Here is a 15,817-nt window from a genome sequence, read left to right as displayed (position 1 = left end):
CCTCAGGCGGCTGCGCCGAGTCGTTCGAAAATCTTGGCGATCTTCTGCTCCAGGGTCTGGGCCGTGAACGGCTTGACGATGTAGCCATTCACGCCGGCCTCGGCCGCCGCCACGATCTGTTCGCGACGCGCCTCGGCGGTGACCATGAGTATCGGCAGCTCGCGCAGATCCGGATCGGCGCGAATCGCGCGCACCAGGTCGATGCCTTCCATGATCGGCATGTTCCAATCCGTCACCAGGAAATCGAAACGGCCGGTCTTGAGCATCGGCAGCGCGGTCGCCCCATCGTCGGCCTCTTCGGCATTGTTGAAGCCGAGATCGCGCAACAGGTTGCGAATGATCCTGCGCATCGTCGAGAAATCGTCCACGACGAGTATCTTCATGCCCTTATCCACCGGATACCTCCAGTTCAGTATGCAAAGCGACGCTCTGGGCTCAGAGCTGATCGGTCCAGTCGGCCATGCGCGATTTGAGTCGAATGAGCGCCTGCGAATGGATCTGGCAGACACGCGACTCGCTGACACCCAGCACTTCGCCGGTTTCGCGCAGATTCAGTTCTTCCTTGTAGTACAGCGACATCACCAGGCGCTCGCGTTCGGGCAGGCCGGCGATGGCTTCGGCGAGCGCGGCCTTGAACATGTCGTTCTCGACATTGGCCAAGGGCTCGGGGATCTTGGCGGTCAGGCTCTCGGTCATGCCTTCCTCACCGGCCGGCAGATCCTCGAAGCTGAACACGCGGTAGCCGGTGGCGTCCTGCAGGGTCGAGTAGTACTCGTCCAGCGACATGCCGACTTCGGTCGCGACTTCGGCGTCGCGCGCATCGCGTCCTTCGCGCGCTTCGATGTCGGCCACCGCCTTGGTGATGGCGCGCACCTTGCGATGCAGCGAGCGCGGCGCCCAGTCACCCTTGCGGATCTCGTCGAGCATGGCGCCGCGGATGCGGATGCCGGCGTAGGTCTCGAAACTGGCGCCCTGCGAGGCGTCGTAGTTGCGCGCGGCCTCGAGCAGTCCAATCATGCCGGACTGGATGAGGTCGTCGACCTGCACGGTCGGCGGCAGGCGCGTCATCAAGTGGTAAGCGATTCGTTTGACCAGCGGTGCGTAGTCGGTCACCAGTTGGTTCTGGCCCCGTTCGGCAATGTCCGAGGCCGCATTCTTCTTGTATGCAGCGAGCTTCTTCATACGGTTACTACCCTCCCGAGCGACTCGTTTCGAGCCATGCGTTCCACGAAAAACTCCATCCGGCCACTCGCCCATCGTGGTATAGGCCATTTATCGGTTGTGGCTGCCAGATTCTTGAATGCTTGCCCGGCGCGGCTGGCCGGGTAGGCCTCGACCAGTGCCTGGCGGCGGCGAACCGCGCTGCGCACGTGGGGATCGAGGGGAATGGCGCCCGCGTAATCGAGGGCGACATCGAGGTAACGGTCGGTCACTTCCAGCAGGCGCCGGTACAGGCGCATGGCTTGGGTGGGGTCCTGCGCCATGTTGACCAGCACGCGGAAGCGGTTGCGGCCGCTGCGCTGGTTCAAGACCTTGATGGTGGCGTAGGCGTCGGTGATCGAGGCCGGGTCGTCGGTCACCACCACCAGCACTTCGTGCGAGGCATCGCAGAAGTCGAGGGTGTTGGCGGCGATGCCGGCGGCGGTGTCGACAATCATGAAATCGGCCGCGCGCTCGAGCTGGCTGAAGGCATTGATGAGCCCGGCGCGCTCGAATTCCGACAGTTCCGCCATGTGCTGGATGCCCGACGCGGCCGGCACGATGCGCACCCCCGCCGGGCCGCTGACGATGACGTCTTCCAGCGCGCACTCGCCGGCCACTACGTGGCTCAAGGTGCGGCCGGTATTGAGGCCCAGCAGCACGTCGACGTTGGCCAGGCTCAAGTCGGCGTCGAGCAGCACCACGTCGTGGCCGAGGCTGGCCAGCGCCACCGACAGGTTGATGGAGACCGTGGTCTTGCCCACGCCGCCCTTGCCGCTGGTGACAGCCACCACGCGGGTCGGCTGCATTTCGCGTCCCTCTCCGTAGCGCGCGCTCATGCCGAGAACGCCCGTTCGAAGGAGCCAGTGTCGCGCGGCGCCGGGCTGGCCTTGGCCATTTCCACGGTGCGCTCGATGAGGCTGCGCGCGGTAACGGTGTCGAGATCGTCCGGCACGCGCTGGCCGGCGCTGGTGTAGGCGATTGGCAGGGCGCATTCGATGATGGCCGACAGGCACGGCCCCAGGGTCGCCGCCTCGTCGAGCTTGGTCAGGATGCAGCCGGCCGGCGCCAGCTCGGCGTTGACCTTCAAGAGCTTGGTGGCGGTCAGGTAATCGGTGGTCGACGACAGCACCGTGTAGCAGTCGATGTCGGCGTTCAGATCCTTGAGACTGCGCGCCAGCTCCTGGTAGCGGCTGTCCTGCGGCGCCGCCCCGGGGGTGTCGATCAAGACCAGGCTGCGGCCCTTCAATTCGACCAGCGCGTGGCCGAGCTCGCTGGCGTCACGCGCGACATGCACGGCCACGCCGATCAGGCGGCCGAAGGCTTTCATCTGTTGATGGGCGCCGATGCGGCGGTCGTCCATCGACACGATGCCGACCTTCTCGGCGCCGAACTTCAAGGCGTAGCGCGCCGCCAGCTTGCTGACCGCGGTGCTCTTGCCGACGCCGGTCGGTCCGAGCAGGGCGACACGACCGCCATGGCGCATGATCGGATCGTCGCGGGTCGCGATGCGCATCACCAACAGCGCCAGCGCACGGTGCCAGCCGGCGCGGTAATCGAGTTCGTCCGGCACGTTCTCCACCACCTGGCGCGCCAGCGCCGGGCAGATGCCGAGCTGGCCGAGCACGCGCATGAGGCGCGCGCGCAGCGGATGGCGCGAGCCGAATTCCGACCACGCCAGGCCCGACAGCTGCGATTCCAAGAGGCCCTTCAGGTTGTTCAATTCCTCGCGCATCTGGCCGACCACCGAAGCGTCGGTCCACAACAGTTCCTGGGCATCGAGGCCGGCCAGTGGCGCGGCGGCCGGTGCACGGCGCGCGGCGGCAGGCTTTGCCGGCGCGGCGGCGATTTCGGTCGTCGACGCGGCAAGCGCCGGCGCCGCATCGGGACGACGCTTGGGCGCCTGCTGTCCGGCCAGGCGCGCCGCTTCCTGCTCCGTCAATTCATCGGCGGTGATGAGTTCCACGCCGCCGTCGACCTTGCGGTTCGACAGGATCAGCACGTCCGGTCCTTGATCCTGTTTGATCATGTCGAGGGCCGAGCGCATGTTGGCCGCGAAGTAGCGCTTGACCTTCATCGCCCGCTCCGATTTGTTGTTGTCATGGGTGTCATGATTGAGTCGCAGTTCCTGTCACGTGACGCCAGTTGTTTGACGCCTTAGGCCTTGTTGAGCGAGTCGCCCACCGTGGCGACGATGCGGATCTGCGTGTCGCTCGGCACTTCGTTGAAGCCGAGAACATGCAAACCCTTGAGCGCCGGCCGGGCAAACCGCGCCAGGAACTCGCGCAGGCCGTCCGCCACCAGCAAAACACTGGGTTGGCCGGCCGCTTCGCGCTGCGTATGCGCGTCGCGCAGTGCGAGCAGCATGCGGTTGGCGAGATTCGGTTCGAGTGACATTGCGGTGCCCTGGGTCGTTTCCAGGGATTGTTGCAATATGCGTTCCAACGAAAAGTCGAGCGTGATGACCGGCAGCTCGGGGCTCGATCCGTTGATCTGTTGCACGATCAAACGGCCGAGCGCGGCGCGCACCTGGGCGGTCAGGAAACCGGTGTCCTGGTTGCGCGGGCCGTACTCGGCCAGCACTTCGAGGATGGTGCGGATGTCGCGCACCGGCACGTGCTCGGCCAGCAGGTTCTGCAGCACCTTGACCAGCACCGACAGCGGCATGAGCTTGGGGATCAAGTCCTCGACCAGGCGCTGGTTGGTCTTCTTCAGACCGTCGAGCAGCTTCTGGGCTTCTTCATGGCCGAGCAGCGACTGCGCGTTGTCCTGCACTATCTGGCTGAGATGGGTGGCAATGACGGTGCTGGCATCCACCACCGTGTAACCGAGGGACTGCGCCTGTTCGCGCTGATCGGCGCCTATCCACACCGCTTCCAGGTCGAATACCGGGTCGCGGGTCACGGTGCCACGCAGCTGGCCGTAGACCTGGCCGGGATTGATGGCCATTTCCTTGTCGGCGTGTACCGCCGACTGGCCGATGATGGCGCCGTGCACGGTCAGGCGATATTGATTGGGCTCGAGATCGAGGTTGTCGCGGATGTGCACCGCCGGCACCAGGAAGCCGAGCTCCTGTGACAGCTTTTTACGCACGCCGCGCAGGCGCCCGAGCAGCTGGCCGTTCTGGTTGCGGTCGACCATCGGAATGAGGCGATAGCCGACTTCCAGACCGATGGCGTCGGTCGGCAGCACGTCGTCCCACGACAGCTCGGTGTTCTCGGTCGGCGGCGGCGGCGGCGGCAGATCGGCCTCCACCGACTTGCGCGCCTTGGCCTTCTCGTTCATCCACCACGCCGCGCCGATGGCGCCGCCGCCCATGGTCAGGAACGCGAAGTTCGGCATGCCGGGGATGATGCCCATGCTGATCAACACGCCGCCGGTCACGATCAGGCTCTTGGGGTTGGCGAACAGCTGCGAGACGATTTGCTCGCCCATGTCGCTGGCGGTCGAGGTGCGGGTGACCATGAACGCCGCGGCGGTGGCGAGCAGCAGCGCCGGGATCTGCGCCACCAGGCCGTCACCGATGGTCAGCAGGGTGAAGACCTTGGCCGCCTCGCCGACCGGCATGTGGTATTGCACGACGCCGATGGCGAGACCGCCGATCAGGTTGATGAACAGGATCAGGATGCCGGCGATGGCGTCGCCGCGCACGAACTTGCTGGCGCCGTCCATCGCGCCGTAGAAATCCGCTTCGCCCGCCACCTCGCGGCGCCGCGTGCGCGCTTCTTCCTGGCCGATGATGCCGGCGTTCAAATCGGCGTCGATGGCCATCTGCTTGCCAGGCATGGCATCGAGGGTGAAACGCGCGCTCACTTCCGAAATGCGGCCGGCGCCCTTGGTCACCACCACGAAGTTGATGATGACCAGGATCGCGAACACCACGAAGCCGACCGCGAAGTTGCCGCCCACCACGAAATCGCCGAAGGCCTTGATGACCTGGCCGGCAGCGGCGTGGCCGGAATGGCCGTGCAGCAACACCACGCGCGTCGAGGCGATGTTGAGCGCCAGGCGCAGCAGGGTCGCGATCAGGAGCAGGGTCGGAAACGCGGCGAAATCCAGCGGCCGCTTGGCATAAATGCTGGCGAGCAGGATGACCAGCGCCAGCGAGATGTTGAAGGTGAACAGGATGTCGAGCAGCAGCGGCGGCAGCGGGATGATCATCATCGCCAGCATGGCGAGCAGCATCAGCGGCGCACCGAGGCCGGCCTTGTTGATGTTGCCGAGAATGTTGTTGGCGGAAGTCGTGGAGAGTGCGGCCATGGTCGTGCTCAGTACTTCATGTCATCGGGAATCGGCAGATCGGCCGGCGGCGTCAACGCCGCCGTGCCCGCGCGCAACTGGAACACGTAGGCCAGCACGCGCGCCACGGCCACGTACAGGCCGGCCGGGATCTCGCGATTGATCTTGGTGGTGTGATAGATGGCGCGCGCCAGCGGCGGCGCCGACATCACGGTGACGCCGTGGGCGGCGGCGGTTTCGCGTATGGTCTTGGCCACCAGCTCCACGCCCTTGGCCACCACCACCGGCGCGCGCATGGTGTCGGGCTTGAACTTCAAGGCCACGGCATAGTGCTGCGGGTTGGTGATGACGACGTCGGCCTTCGGCACTTCTTCCATCATGCGCCGGCGCGCCACTTCCTGCTGCATCTGGCGCAGACGGCCCTTTACTTCCGGTGAACCGTCGGTTTCCTTGGATTCGTCGCGGATCTCCTGGCGCGACATGCGCAACTGCTTGCCGTGCTCCCACAGCTGCAGCGGCACGTCGATGAACGCGATCACCAGCGTCGCCGCGCAGCACAACAGGAAGATGCCGTAGACAACGTCGGCGCTGGTGGCGAGGCTCGAGGCGACACTGCCCTGGCTCAAGCCCAGCATCATGGGCAGCTTGGCGCGCACCGCGGCGACCGCGAACGCCAACACCAGGCCGAACTTGCCGAGCGCCTTCAGCACCTCGACCATGCCGTGGGTGCCGAACATGCGCTTCATGCCGGCCAGGGGATCGAGACGCGAGAACTTGGGCGCCAGCGCGTCGACGGAGAAATTCCAGCCGCCGAGCGCGAGCGGCCCGATAAGCGCCACCAGACCGCCCACGATCAGGATCGGCGCGACCGACATCAGGCCGGTGACGATGATGTCGAGCAGGCGCGTCGGCAACAGGTTGCTGGCGAAGATCTCGGCGTGCGTCAGGCGCAGGCTGCCACGCATGACCTCGGCGAGGTCGTGGATCAGTCCCGGCCCCGCCATGCGCACCGCCAGCGCACCGCCGAACAGTACGAACACCGTGGTCAATTCGCGCGAGCGCGCGATCTGGCCTTTTTCCCGCGCCTCGTGCTGGCGCTTTTCGGTGGCCTGTTCTGTCCTGTCTTCGGCATCGTTCTGCTCGGCCATGATCAGCGCGCCTCGAGTGCCGAGCGGGTGATCGTGAACGCCGAGTCGAACAACTCGAGGCAGCTGGTGCGCAGGTCATCGAGCGTCAGGCTGACGACCATGATGCCGGCCAGGATGGTGACCGGGAAGCCGATGGTGATGATATTGAGCTGCGGCGCGGCGCGGCTCATCACGCCGAACGCGAGGTTGATGGCCAGCAGCGCAATGACCACCGGCAGCGACAGCAGCAAGGCGCTGGCGAACAGCGTCGCGCTCCATTCGACAATGAGATCCGCGCCGGCGCTGGTGAGGCCCATGGGCCCCACCGGCAACAGGGTGAAACTCTCGGCCAGGAGTTTGATCAACACCAGGTGCGCATCGCTGACAAAGAAGATCAGGGTCGCGAGGATCACGTACAGATGCGCGAGCACCGGCACCTGCGAGCCGCTGGTCGGGTCGACCATGGCCGCGAAGCCGAGACCGGTCTGCTGTGCGACGAACTGGCCGGCGAACTCGAACACCATGAAAGTCAGGCGCAGCACCATGCCGATGGTGGCGCCGATGATGACCTGTTGCATGACGGTGAGCAGGCCGGCAGCGGACAGCGGCTCGATGTGCGTGGCCGGCGTCACCACCGGCGCCACCACGCTGGTGATGGCCAATACCAGGATCATGCGCGCCCGCATCGGCAGCGCGCGCGTGCCCATCACCGGCGCCGCCATCACGAAGCCGCTGATGCGCACGAAGGGCCACAGCCACTGCGCGAGTAGCGCGGTCAGCGTCGCCTGCGATATGGAGATGTTGCCCATGGCGGCGTCATCGTTCCCGTCAACCGATGAGACCCGGAATGGACTGGAACAGGCGCACCGTGTAATCACTGAGCGCGCCCAGGATATAGGAGCCGCCCAGCACCAGCACCGCGACCGTCGCCAGCAGCTTGGGAATGAAGGAGAGGGTCATCTCGTTGATCTGGGTCGCGGCCTGGAACAGGCTGACCAACAGGCCGACCGCCAGCGCCGGCAACAGCAACAGCGCCATCAGGATGATGGTCAGCTGCAGTGCGTCGTGGCCGAGCGCGATGACGGTTTCGGGAGTCATGCCGGTGTCCCTGCCTTCAGGTGTAGAAGCTCGAGGCCAGCGTGCCGACGATCAGCGCCCAGCCGTCGACCAGCACGAACAGCATGATCTTGAACGGCAGCGAGATGATCAGCGGCGACAGCATCATCATGCCCATCGACATCAAGACGCTGGCGACCACCAGGTCGATGATCAGGAACGGCAGGAAGATCAGGAACCCGATCTGGAAAGCGGTCTTCAGTTCACTGGTGATGAAGGACGGCGCGAGCACCGTGAACGGCACGTCGTCCTTGTCCTTGTAAGTGTCATGACCGGCCATCTCGGTGAACAGCGTGATGTCCGACTCGCGGGTCTGCTCGAACATGAAGCCACGTACCGGCACCGCGGCGCGTGCCAGCGCGGTGTTGGCGTCGAGCTTGTCGTCGAGGTAGGGCTGGACCGCTTCGACGTACACCTTGTCCGCGACCGGCGACATGATGAAGAAGGTCATGAACAGTGCCAGCGCCACCAGGATCTGGTTGGACGGCGTCTGCGCGGTGCCGAGCGCCTGGCGCAGGATGGCGAGCACGATGACGATGCGCGTGAACGAGGTCATGGCCAGCAGGATGGCCGGCAGCATGGTCAGCGCCGTCATCAACAACAGCACTTGCAGGGTCAGGGTGTAGGTCTGGCTGCCATCGCCCTGGGTGGTGATGGACAGCGCGTCCAGGCCCTGCGCGCCGACGGCCACCGGTGCCAGGCTCAACGCCAACAACAGCAGTGCGCCCAACATCAGGACTTGGCTCCCAGCAGCTGCTGGCCGGCGGCGTGCAGGGCGTCTTCGAACTGCGGCGCGGGCTCGCCGGCGAAAGTGTGGAGGGTGGCGATGCGCCCCGGCGACATGCCGAGCAGCACGCGCTGACCGTCGACTTCGATGAGCAGCAGCTTGTCGCGCGTACCGACCGCGAGGCCCTCGAGAATGCGGATATGACCACGGCCCTGCGGGCGGATGGCCTGCAGGCGACGCGCGCCCCAGGCCGCCGCGACGATCATGGCGAGCACCAGCGCGAGGCCCAGGATCACCTGCACGGCCTGGCCGATACCGACCGGCGCGCTGCCGGCAGCGGCGCACAGGCCGGGCGCGAGCGCGAACGCGGCGAGCACGGATTGGGCGTACGGATGGCGCATGACGTTCGTGCTTCAGCTCAGCTTGCGCACGCGCTCGTGGGCGCTGATGACGTCGGTCAGGCGGATACCGAACTTCTCGTTCACCACCACCACTTCGCCATGCGCGATGAGCGTGCCGTTGACCAGCACGTCCAGCGGCTCGCCGGCCAGGCGGTCGAGTTCCACCACCGAGCCCTGGTTCAACTGCAGGAGGTTGCGGATCGCGACCTTGGTGCTGCCGATCTCGACGGTCAACATGACCGGGATCTCGAGAATGTTGTCGAGGCTGCCGGGCGGCAGGTTGGCGGCCGCCACGTCGGCGTCGAGATTGCGCATCGGCGCCGGTTGCGCGTCGGTGATGACGCCGCCCTGCTCTGCAAGGGCCGCGCCCCACACGTCATCAACATCGTCCTGGGCTGCGTCACTCATTTGAATGCTCCAAGCGCCACGGTCTGTGGCATTAATTCGCTGTGGCGGATGGTTTCTATGACTTTCAGCGCCTGCTTGCCCTGGTGCGCGCCGTACACGCCGCGAAACACCGGCACGTCATCGACGCGCGCGACGACGGTGCCGGGCATGTCGATGGGCAGCACGGTGCCGGGCTTGAAATCCATCACGTCGCGCAGCGACACGCGCTTGCGCGTCAAGGTGGCGTTGAGCGCGACTTCGGCGGTCTTGATCTCTTCCTTCAGGATCACCGCCCAGCGCTCGTCCTTTTCCATCACGTCCGACTGCACGCCGGCGTCGAGCAGCTCGCGTATCGGTTCGATCATCGAGTACGGCAGGGTCACGTGCATGTAGCCCGAGCCCGATTCGAGATCGATATGGAAGGTCGACACCACCACCACTTCACTCGGCGTGACGATGTTCGCGAACTGCGGATTGACCTCGGAATTGACGTACTCGAACTTGACCGGCATGACCGGTTCCCAAGCTTCTTCGAGTCCCGCGAACACGATGTCGAGGAAACGCTTGACGATGCGCATCTCGGTGGTGCTGAAGTCGCGCCCTTCAATCTTGTTGTAGAAGCGCCCTTCGCCGCCGAAGAAGCAATCGACCAGCGAGAAGATGAGCTTGGGATTGCACACGATCAGCGCCGAGCCCTTGAGCGGGCGCATGCGCACGATGTTGAGATTGGACGGCATCAACAGGGTGTGCACGTATTCGCCGAACTTCGACAGCTGTATGCCTTCCAGCGAGATCACCGGCGAGCGGCGCAGCATGTCGAACAGGCTCTGGCGCAGGTTGCGCGCCAGGCGCTCGTTGATCATCTCGAGCGTCGGCATGCGCCCGCGGACGATGCGGTCCTGGGTGGTGAAGTCGTATTGCTGCGCGGCGCCCGGCGGCAGGCCCTCGTCGACTTCGGTTTCGACCTCGCCGCTGTCTACGCCCGACAGCAGCGCGTCGATTTCATCCTGGGACAAGAGATCGGAATTGGCCATGACGGTGGGTCCGGTGCTGCGTGCTCAGGAAATCAATGCATCACGAAGTTCGAGAAGAAGAGGTCCTCGATACCGGGCTTGCCGGTCTGGGCCTTCAACACCTCTTGCACCGCCGCCAACGCGTCGGCGCGCAGCTTTTCCTTGCCTTCGTTGGGCATGAGCTCTTCATAGATCTGGCGCGACAGCAGCAGCACCAGCGCATTGCGGATGGCCGGCAGGTGCTTCTCGACGGCCTTCTCGATCTCGGGGTCCTTGGTCACCACCGAGAGTTCGCACTTGAGATACTTGGAGTGGCCGGCCTTGTTGGCGAAATTGATGACGAACTCGGGCTTGATATCGATGTAGACCGGCTCGTGCACGACTTCCTTCTCGGCGTGCTCGGCCGCCTCGGCCTTCTTGTCGCCGCCCTTCAGCATCACCGCCACGCCACCGCCGATGGCAGCCAGCAACACCACGGTCGCGGCAATGATGATGAGTTTCTTGTTGCCGCCGGCGGGCGCCGAGGCTGCAGCTGCTGCTTGAGACATGTTTAGCTCCTGGAGTCGAATTCGTGTAGGCCCTGGTGCAATCGTCATGCCACCAGGTGCGAACCCGTTCCGGTTCCCGGAGCGCGCGCCGGCGTGGGCGCTAAGCGCATGAATTCAAAAAGGACGCCGTCGATGGACGCGGCGCCGGCCCGAGCCAACGGAGGACCTGGGGAGGCGTGGCGGGTCGCGCCGGGCGGCGCGGCCACGTGTTTATGACGCGAGTCGGAGTAGCGCGGTGGCGCTGGCCGACAAGTTCTTGACGGCCGCCTCGTGGCTACACGAACGCGTCGATGAGGCCTACCTTGAGGCTGCGGCTGCCGGCCACCGGCGCCGCCGACGCGATATCGAAATCGCCGTCCTGGCCACGGGCCTGGGCGGTGTACGACGGATCGGCCTGCTGGCGTTCGGGCATCTGCGCGAACACGCCGGCCTGGGACAGGGAAATGCCAGCCTCGGCGAACGACGCGCGCAAGCGCGGCAAGGCTTCGTTCAAAGCTTCGCGGGTCGCGGCATGGGTGGCGGACAGCTGGATCTTGGCCTCGTCGCCGACCATCGTCACGCGCACTTCCACCGGCCCGAGGTCGGCCGGCGTGACGGCGATCTGGGCGCTCTGCACCTGGTCGCCAATCATGAAGGAGATGTGCTGGTTCAAACGTTCGGCGAACAGCGCCGGCTGGTCCATGGGCAAGGGCGCGGGCTTGGCGGCATAGGCCTGGGCCGGCGCCGGCGCCTCGTGAATGCGCGCGGCGTGCGCACCGCCGAGGGCATCGAGTGCGCGGCTGGCTTCGGTCTCGCCCCGTGCCGGCGTGGTGAGCGTCGACGCATTCGGATCCGACAGCAGGGCGGTGGCGGTGACTGCGTCATCGCCGGCACTGGCCGGGCCGCTGTCCTTGCCGCGCTCGCCCCCCGCGCCGCCGGTCATGGCGTCCTGCAGGGCGACAAAAGCCGTCGCGAATTCATCCTGTGCGCCGCCTTCCGCCGCCGCCGCCATGGTTGGTGCGGAATCGGGAGCCAGGGGCGCCGCCGGACGGCGCACGGCCGGGGTGGCGGCAAGTGCTGGCCGCAAGGTCGGCAATTCCTGTCCCGTGACGAGCGCCGTCCCCGCTTCGCCGGCCGCGGCAGGCTGCTCGGGGGTGATCATCTGCGCGGTGCTCTGGGCCAGCAGGGCAGCAATGAATGCATCGCTGGCCTGGCTGTCACCGTTGGCCATTTTCGCTGGTTTGACAGCGTTTTGGGCCATGGGTCGTGATTCGGCCGCGGCGCCAGGCGTGGGCGTCGGGGCGGCGGGCAGGGCGGCGTCGATGGCGGGCATGTCGTTCTCCAAGACCTCAGGACCAATGTTCTCGAGCCGATATCAGCAAAGCCCGTGCCACAACGCCGCCGAGTCGCGGCCAGCCCATGTCACAATGGCACGCGCCGCGCACAAAGCCTGGGAGGGGCCGTTCGCATGCATATTTCCAACCGCACTCAGGGAACGCGTCGTCGCGTTCTGGTCACCGGCGGCGCCGGTTTCTTAGGCTCCCACCTGTGCGAGGCGCTGCTGGCGCGCGGCGACGATGTGCTGTGCGTGGACAATTTCTACACCGGCGCCAAGGACAACGTCGTGCATCTGCTGGACAACCCGATGTTCGAGCTGCTGCGGCATGACATCACCTTCCCGCTCTATATCGAGGCCGACGAGATCTACAACCTCGCCTGCCCGGCGTCGCCCATCCACTACCAGTTCGACCCGGTGCAGACCACCAAGACCAGCGTGCACGGCGCCATCAACATGCTGGGCCTGGCCAAGCGCATCAAGGCGCGCATCCTGCAGGCCTCGACCAGCGAGGTCTACGGCGACCCCGAAATCCATCCGCAGACCGAGGACTACTGGGGTCACACCAATCCCATCGGCCCGCGCGCCTGCTACGACGAAGGCAAACGCTGTGCCGAAACCCTGTTCTTCGACTACCACCGCCAGCACGGCCTGGCCATCAAGGTGGCGCGCATCTTCAACACCTATGGCCCGCGCATGCATCCCAACGATGGCCGCGTGGTGTCCAACTTCATCGTGCAGGCCCTCGCCAACCAGGACATCACGCTCTACGGCGATGGCTCGCAGACCCGTTCGTTCTGCTATGTGGACGATCTCATCGCCGGCCTCGTCAAGCTCATGGACAGCGCGCCGGAAGTGACAGGCCCGATCAACATCGGCAATCCCGACGAATTCACCATTCGCCAGCTCGCCGAGCTGGTGGTGGAGATGGTCGGTTCGAAGAGCAAGATAAGCTTCCAGCCGCTGCCCACCGACGATCCGCGCCAGCGCCAGCCGGATATCACGCGTGCGCGCACCCAGCTCGGGTGGGAACCAAGCGTGAAGTTGCGCGACGGTTTGGCGAAGACGATTGCGTATTTCGATGAGCGCTTGAAACGCTGAAGGGGGGATCGGCGGTGCTGGATTTGTGGGTCAGACTTATTCGCATCTGTCCCGAAGTGAGGCATTGGCAGCCCTTTAAATGTGCGAATAAATTCGCACCTACGGAAGAAACCGTCGTTTCAATCCATACCGGCGAGTTCCACCCGCCGGTCATCAATCTCACGCTGCAGCCGCCCTTCGCGGTCGGATTCTTCGTTGCGCGTGCAGCGGTCGAGAATATCCACCAACACGTTGGCGCGCTGCGCCTCGCGCTTCCAGGCGGCGAGGTCGTCCGCGCACTCGCGCTCGGAGCGCGTGACCATCTGCTCGAGGGCGGTGATGGTGCGTTCGAGCTGGCCCAGGAACACGCGCGTATCGCGTGCCGCCGCCGCGCTCATGGCCTGGCCAGGGTTCTGCAGGGCGCGCGCGTATTCCAGGCGATAACGGCGAAATTCCTCGAGCTTTTTCAGATTGCCATCATGACGCCCACGGGTGCTCGCGAGCTTTTGCGACGCCACCGATTTCTGCATCTCGTTCAAGGTCACGATGCGCTTCATGCGTTGGCTGCGGGTCATGGCGGGCTACCTTGCTTGAGAGTTCAGCTGTCGAGGATGTCGCCGCCGGTGACGGTGGCGAGGGCCGACACGGCGTCGTTGAAATTGACCGCCGCGCGCCGATCCTGGCCCAGGAACTCGAGGATCTGCGGACGCATGGCCACCGCGCTGTCGAGTTCGGGATTGGCGCCGCGCTGGTAGGCGCCGACGTTGAAGAGATCCGCGTTCTGTTCGTACAGCGAATAGAAATGCTTGAGGGCGCGCGCGTATTTCAACTGGCGGTCGCCGACCACCTGCGACATCACGCGGCTGATGGACGCCTCGATGTCGATGGCCGGGTACAGGCCGCGCTCGGCCAGGCGTCGCGACAGCACGATGTGGCCATCGAGAATGGCGCGCGCCGAATCGGCCACCGGGTCGTTGGGATCGTCGGCCTCGGTCAGGACCGTGTAGAAGGCCGTGATCGAACCGCGGCCACCGACGCCCATGCCGGCGCGTTCGACCAGCTGCGGCAGGCGCGCGAACACCGACGGCGGAAAGCCGCGCGTGGCGGGCGGTTCGCCGATGGTGAGCGCGATCTCGCGATTGGCCTGCGCATAGCGCGTCAGGGAATCCATCAGCAGCAGCACGTGCCTGCCGGTGTCACGGAAGTATTCGGCGATGCTGGTGGCCATGGCGGCGCCGTGCATGCGCATGAGCGGCGGGTTGTCGGCCGGCGTCGCCACCACCACCGCGCGCGCCATGCCGGCTTCGCCGAGGATCTCTTCGATGAATTCCTTCACTTCACGGCCGCGCTCACCGATGAGCCCGACCACGATCACGTCGGCGTCGGTGAAGCGCGTCATCATGCCGAGCAACACTGATTTACCGACACCGGACGGCGCGAACAGGCCGATGCGCTGGCCGCGGCCGACCGTCAGCAAGGCATTGATGGAGCGCACACCGACGTCCAGCGGCTCACTGATCACGGCGCGTTGCAGAGGATTGATCATCTCTCCGTATAGCGGCCGGCGCTCGCTCAAATGCAGCGGTCCGCGGTTGTCCAGTGGCCGGCCGGAACCGTCCAGCACGCGGCCGAGCAAGGCCTCGCCCACCGCCACGTCGCCGGCGCCGCCGAGCGGGATGACCCGCGCATTGGGCGACAGGCCACGTGGGATACCGGTCGGCATGAGGAACAGGCGCTCACCGGAAAAGCCCACCACTTCGGCGTCGACGTCGACGCCACCAGGGTTGTAGACGCGGCAGCGATCGCCGATCGCGGCCTGGCAGCCCACCGCCTCCAGGGTCAGGCCGACCATGCGCGACAGCTTGCCTTCCACCGCCACCGCCGGCGGCTCGGCCAGGCGTTCGAAATAGGGCACGAGATCCGCGCACCAGCGGCTGCTGGGTGAAGAATTCAGCCATGGCGCAAGGTTGGCGTTCATGCCGCGCCCCGATCGCTTTCGCGTTCACCGCCGAACATCTTCGAAGCGATGGCGGCGATGCGCGATTCGACGGTGGCGTCGATGCGCGAGGTCTCGGTCTCGACGATGCAGCCGCCGCGCGAAATCAGCGGGTCGGCTTCCACGCGCCAGCTGATGCCGTCGGTGTCGATGGACAGCGCCGAGCGCACCAGTTCGGCGTCATCGGGATTGAGGTGCAGGGTCGTGCCGCGACTCGCGATCGGCAACAGGCGCATGGTCTCGCGCACCACGCCTATCACTTCGCCCGGCGCGGTCTTCAGTTCGCGACGCACCAGGTGGCGCGCGATCAAGAGCGCCAGTTCGGCGACCGAATTGACCATCTCTTCATCGAGCCTCGCGAGCGGCGCGACCAGTTGCGCGGTGAGATCGTCGAGAATGTCGCAGCGCGCCTGGATGTCGGCGGCGGCGCGACTCTGGCCATCGGCATAGCCTTCGGCGGTACCGCTTTCAAAGCCTTCCGCATAGGCCTGCTTGTGGATGCTCTCCAGTTCGCGGGCGGTGACCACGCCCGCGCCGTTGGCGCCGTTACGCACCAGGATCTGTTCGATGTCCGGCAGTTCGTAGGGCGTGACGACACCGTCGCCCGGGCCGAAGCCCTCGGCCATGTTGACTGACTGGTCGCTCGCGACGGCTTCGGCGCTGTGCAT

At 65.7% G+C, this 15,817-nt stretch carries 18 protein-coding genes; 1 reads left to right on the top strand and 17 read right to left on the bottom strand.

Annotated features, from left to right (window positions below; genetic code table 11):
• Positions 1-2: 2 nt before the first annotated feature.
• The 14 genes from cheY to IPM80_17280 form a co-directional block, all read right to left on the bottom strand.
• A complete protein-coding gene (gene cheY / locus IPM80_17345) occupies positions 3-395 on the bottom strand; it encodes a chemotaxis response regulator CheY (protein MBK8960124.1) in 393 nt (130 codons plus the stop codon).
• A 40-nt stretch (positions 396-435) separates the two neighbouring features.
• The gene (locus IPM80_17340) at positions 436-1,182 is read right to left on the bottom strand and encodes an RNA polymerase sigma factor FliA (protein ID MBK8960123.1); all 747 of its coding nucleotides are present in this window, start codon (positions 1,180-1,182) and stop codon (positions 436-438) included.
• Positions 1,179-2,009 carry a MinD/ParA family protein gene (locus IPM80_17335; GenBank protein MBK8960122.1) on the bottom strand — a complete coding sequence of 277 codons (831 nt, stop codon included), beginning with the start codon at positions 2,007-2,009 and terminating at the stop codon, positions 1,179-1,181. The genes IPM80_17340 and IPM80_17335 overlap by 4 nt, the downstream gene beginning before the upstream one ends.
• A 26-nt stretch (positions 2,010-2,035) precedes the next feature.
• Positions 2,036-3,277 carry a flagellar biosynthesis protein FlhF gene (gene flhF, locus IPM80_17330; protein MBK8960121.1) on the bottom strand — a complete coding sequence of 414 codons (1,242 nt, stop codon included), beginning with the start codon at positions 3,275-3,277 and terminating at the stop codon, positions 2,036-2,038.
• Between the two features lie 80 nt (positions 3,278-3,357).
• Complete coding sequence (gene flhA, locus IPM80_17325) at positions 3,358-5,460, bottom strand: flagellar biosynthesis protein FlhA (protein MBK8960120.1); 2,103 nt, start codon at positions 5,458-5,460, stop codon at positions 3,358-3,360.
• An 8-nt stretch (positions 5,461-5,468) separates the two neighbouring features.
• Entirely contained in the window at positions 5,469-6,587 is a 1,119-nt protein-coding gene (flhB, locus tag IPM80_17320) for a flagellar biosynthesis protein FlhB (GenBank protein MBK8960119.1), read from the bottom strand.
• Positions 6,588-6,589: 2 nt separating this feature from the next.
• Complete coding sequence (gene fliR, locus IPM80_17315) at positions 6,590-7,375, bottom strand: flagellar biosynthetic protein FliR (protein MBK8960118.1); 786 nt, start codon at positions 7,373-7,375, stop codon at positions 6,590-6,592.
• A gap of 19 nt (positions 7,376-7,394) precedes the next feature.
• Positions 7,395-7,664, bottom strand: coding sequence for a flagellar biosynthesis protein FliQ (fliQ, locus tag IPM80_17310; GenBank protein ID MBK8960117.1), 270 nt, complete (start codon positions 7,662-7,664; stop codon positions 7,395-7,397).
• Between the two features lie 16 nt (positions 7,665-7,680).
• The gene (gene fliP, locus IPM80_17305) at positions 7,681-8,415 is read right to left on the bottom strand and encodes a flagellar type III secretion system pore protein FliP (protein ID MBK8960116.1); all 735 of its coding nucleotides are present in this window, start codon (positions 8,413-8,415) and stop codon (positions 7,681-7,683) included.
• Positions 8,415-8,810 carry a flagellar biosynthetic protein FliO gene (gene fliO / locus IPM80_17300; GenBank protein ID MBK8960115.1) on the bottom strand — a complete coding sequence of 132 codons (396 nt, stop codon included), beginning with the start codon at positions 8,808-8,810 and terminating at the stop codon, positions 8,415-8,417. Before fliO ends, fliP begins: the two co-directional genes overlap by 1 nt.
• A gap of 12 nt (positions 8,811-8,822) precedes the next feature.
• Positions 8,823-9,218 (bottom strand): flagellar motor switch protein FliN, encoded by a 396-nt coding sequence (gene fliN / locus IPM80_17295; GenBank protein MBK8960114.1) that lies wholly within the window; start codon positions 9,216-9,218, stop codon positions 8,823-8,825.
• The gene (gene fliM / locus IPM80_17290; GenBank protein ID MBK8960113.1) at positions 9,215-10,231 is read right to left on the bottom strand and encodes a flagellar motor switch protein FliM; all 1,017 of its coding nucleotides are present in this window, start codon (positions 10,229-10,231) and stop codon (positions 9,215-9,217) included. The genes fliN and fliM overlap by 4 nt, the downstream gene beginning before the upstream one ends.
• 32 nt (positions 10,232-10,263) lie before the next feature.
• The gene (locus IPM80_17285) at positions 10,264-10,758 is read right to left on the bottom strand and encodes a flagellar basal body-associated FliL family protein (GenBank protein ID MBK8960112.1); all 495 of its coding nucleotides are present in this window, start codon (positions 10,756-10,758) and stop codon (positions 10,264-10,266) included.
• Positions 10,759-11,032: 274 nt separating this feature from the next.
• On the bottom strand, positions 11,033-11,968 hold the full coding sequence (locus IPM80_17280; GenBank protein MBK8960111.1) for a flagellar hook-length control protein FliK: 936 nt from the start codon (positions 11,966-11,968) through the stop codon (positions 11,033-11,035).
• A gap of 237 nt (positions 11,969-12,205) precedes the next feature.
• Here IPM80_17280 and IPM80_17275 point away from each other — a divergent pair, with 237 nt between their 5' ends.
• A complete protein-coding gene (locus IPM80_17275; protein ID MBK8960110.1) occupies positions 12,206-13,174 on the top strand; it encodes an SDR family oxidoreductase in 969 nt (322 codons plus the stop codon).
• 119 nt (positions 13,175-13,293) lie between these two features.
• Here the strand turns inward: IPM80_17275 and IPM80_17270 are convergent, their stop codons facing one another.
• The 3 genes from IPM80_17270 to IPM80_17260 are packed head-to-tail and all read right to left on the bottom strand — an operon-like array spanning position 13,294 to position 15,817.
• The gene (locus IPM80_17270) at positions 13,294-13,728 is read right to left on the bottom strand and encodes a flagellar FliJ family protein (protein MBK8960109.1); all 435 of its coding nucleotides are present in this window, start codon (positions 13,726-13,728) and stop codon (positions 13,294-13,296) included.
• Between the two features lie 23 nt (positions 13,729-13,751).
• Positions 13,752-15,131: a flagellar protein export ATPase FliI gene (gene fliI, locus IPM80_17265; protein ID MBK8960108.1), complete on the bottom strand. Its 1,380-nt coding sequence runs from the start codon at positions 15,129-15,131 to the stop codon at positions 13,752-13,754.
• On the bottom strand, positions 15,128-15,817 hold the full coding sequence (locus IPM80_17260; protein MBK8960107.1) for a flagellar assembly protein FliH: 690 nt from the start codon (positions 15,815-15,817) through the stop codon (positions 15,128-15,130). The genes fliI and IPM80_17260 overlap by 4 nt, the downstream gene beginning before the upstream one ends.

It is taken from the genome of Pseudomonadota bacterium (assembly GCA_016719885.1).
Lineage (GTDB): Bacteria > Pseudomonadota > Gammaproteobacteria.
Note: the sequence above shows the minus strand (reverse complement) of the source record. Positions and strands in the feature narration are given on the sequence as shown.